The organism is Nguyenibacter vanlangensis, assembly GCF_013376155.1.
Lineage (GTDB): Bacteria > Pseudomonadota > Alphaproteobacteria > Acetobacterales > Acetobacteraceae > Gluconacetobacter > Gluconacetobacter vanlangensis.
This window is the reverse complement of the sequence record NZ_JABXXP010000530.1, coordinates 1-2,000: the sequence shown is the minus strand read 5'-3', so window position 1 is coordinate 2,000 and position 2,000 is coordinate 1. Positions and strand designations below refer to the sequence as shown.

The 2,000-nt window shown below is 68.8% G+C and carries 3 protein-coding genes; 2 read left to right on the top strand and 1 reads right to left on the bottom strand.

Features of this window, described 5'->3' with window-relative positions:
* A partial coding sequence (locus HUK84_RS23290) for a TerC family protein (RefSeq protein ID WP_408887826.1) occupies positions 1 to 143 on the bottom strand: 143 nt, incomplete at its 3' end.
* A gap of 245 nt (positions 144 to 388) precedes the next feature.
* On the opposite strand from HUK84_RS23290, the gene purB reads away from it, so the two are divergent.
* Both purB and HUK84_RS23695 read left to right on the top strand, forming a co-directional pair.
* The gene (gene purB, locus HUK84_RS16260) at positions 389 to 1,741 is read left to right on the top strand and encodes an adenylosuccinate lyase (RefSeq protein WP_176641212.1); all 1,353 of its coding nucleotides are present in this window, start codon (positions 389 to 391) and stop codon (positions 1,739 to 1,741) included.
* Positions 1,742 to 1,860: 119 nt separating this feature from the next.
* On the top strand, positions 1,861 to 2,000 hold a 140-nt coding region (locus tag HUK84_RS23695), incomplete at its 3' end, for an NRDE family protein (protein ID WP_176641211.1).

Below are 2,000 nucleotides of genomic sequence, written 5' to 3'. Positions count from 1 at the left end.
CCCGCCAGGATGGCCCGCCGCTGCGGGGCGCGCGGCAGGCCGCGCACCGCCAGGCCGATCACCACGGCATTGTCGCCGGCCAGCGTCACGTCGATCAGTACGACCTGCAACAACGCCGCAAGAACGGAAAGGCTCAGGGTCATGCTCCGAAGACAGGGTCGATGGACGACGTCCCCCGCTCCGACGGCGGACACGGCGCACTTGACCATCCGCCCGGCGGCCCGGCAAGGGGCACGCGTCGCCGGATCGGGGTTTCCCCGGATGGAGGCTTCCAAGGAGGTTTCCCCAAGGAGGTTTCCCCAAGGAAGTTTCCAAGGAAGACGCGGCGCGCGAAATCCGCTAAAGGGGCGGCCCGCCCTCATTCGTCGACGACAGGAAGCCGAGCACGATGGTCCCCCGCTATACCCGCCCCGCCATGGCCGCCATCTGGGCCCCCGAGAACCGGTACCGCATCTGGTTCGAGATCGAGGCCCTGGCGTGCGAGGCCATGGCGCAATACGGCGACGTGCCGGCCGACGCCGCGCGGACGGTCCGGCAGAAGGGCGACGCCGCCATGGCCGCCTTCTCTCAGGCCGACCTCGACCGCATCGATGAAATCGAGGCCGAGACCCGCCACGACGTCATCGCCTTCCTGACCTGGCTGGCCGAGAAGATCGGCCCCGAAAGCCGCTTCGTCCATCTGGGCATGACCTCGTCCGACGTGCTCGATACCTGCCTGTCGGTCCAGATGGTCCAAGCCACCGACATGCTGCTGGCCGATCTCGACGCCGTGCTCGACGCGCTCAGGCGCCGCGCCTTCGAACATAAATACACGCTCACCATCGGCCGCAGCCACGCCATCCATGCCGAGCCGACCTCCTTCGGCCTCAAGCTTGCCGGCCATTACGCCGAATTCGCCCGCAACCGCGACCGCCTGCTGCGCGCCCGCGCCGAAATCGCCACCTGCGCCATCTCGGGCGCCGTCGGCACCTACGCCCATGTCGATCCCCGGGTCGAGGAATACGTGGCCGAAAAGCTCGGCCTGACGCCCGAGCCGGTCTCCACCCAGGTCATCCCCCGCGACCGCCACGCCGCCTATTTCTGCACGCTCGCGGTCATCGCCAGCGGCATCGAACGCCTGGCGATCGAAGTCCGCCACCTCCAGCGCTCCGAAGTGCGCGAGGCCGAGGAATTCTTCCACCCGGGCCAGAAGGGCTCGTCGGCCATGCCGCACAAGCGCAACCCGGTGCTGTCGGAAAACCTCACCGGCCTGGCCCGCCTGGTACGCGCCCACGTCATCCCGGCGCTGGAAAACGTCGCCCTGTGGCATGAGCGCGACATCAGCCATTCCTCGGTCGAGCGCAATATCTGCCCCGACGGCACGATCGGGCTCGATTTCGCCCTGGCCCGCCTGGCCGGCATGATGGACAAGCTGGTCGTCTATCCCGACCAGATGCTGGCCAATCTCGAAAGCCTGGGCGGCGTGGTCCATTCCGGCGAGGTGCTGCTGGCCCTGGCCCGCGCGGGCATCCTGCGCGACGACGCGTACCGTATCGTCCAGCGCAACGCCATGGCCACCTGGACCATGCTCGGCAAGCCGGGCGGCCGCAGCTTCCGCGACAATCTCGACGCCGACCCCGAGGTCGCGGGCCGCGTCCCCGCCGCCGTGCTGGACGCCGCCATGGACAGCAACGCCCATCTCGGTGCCCTGGACCGCAGCTTCACCCGCGTGTTCGGCGAACCCGGCCCGGCCCGGGGGTAAATCGGGGGCGCGAGGGACATGTTTCCTGGGGGCATATTTCCCAGGGACATATTTCCCAGGGGCATATTTCCCGGGGGGACACGTGACCGCGCGCGTGATGCAGTATACAAACTGATATCGTGTGCACCATCGTCCTGTCCCTTGCCCCCGGCACCGCCTGGCCGCTCCTGTTCGGCGCCAACCGCGACGAACGGCTCGACCGTCCATGGGACGCGCCCGGCCGCCACTGGCCGGACCGCCCGCAGGTCATCGGCGGCCG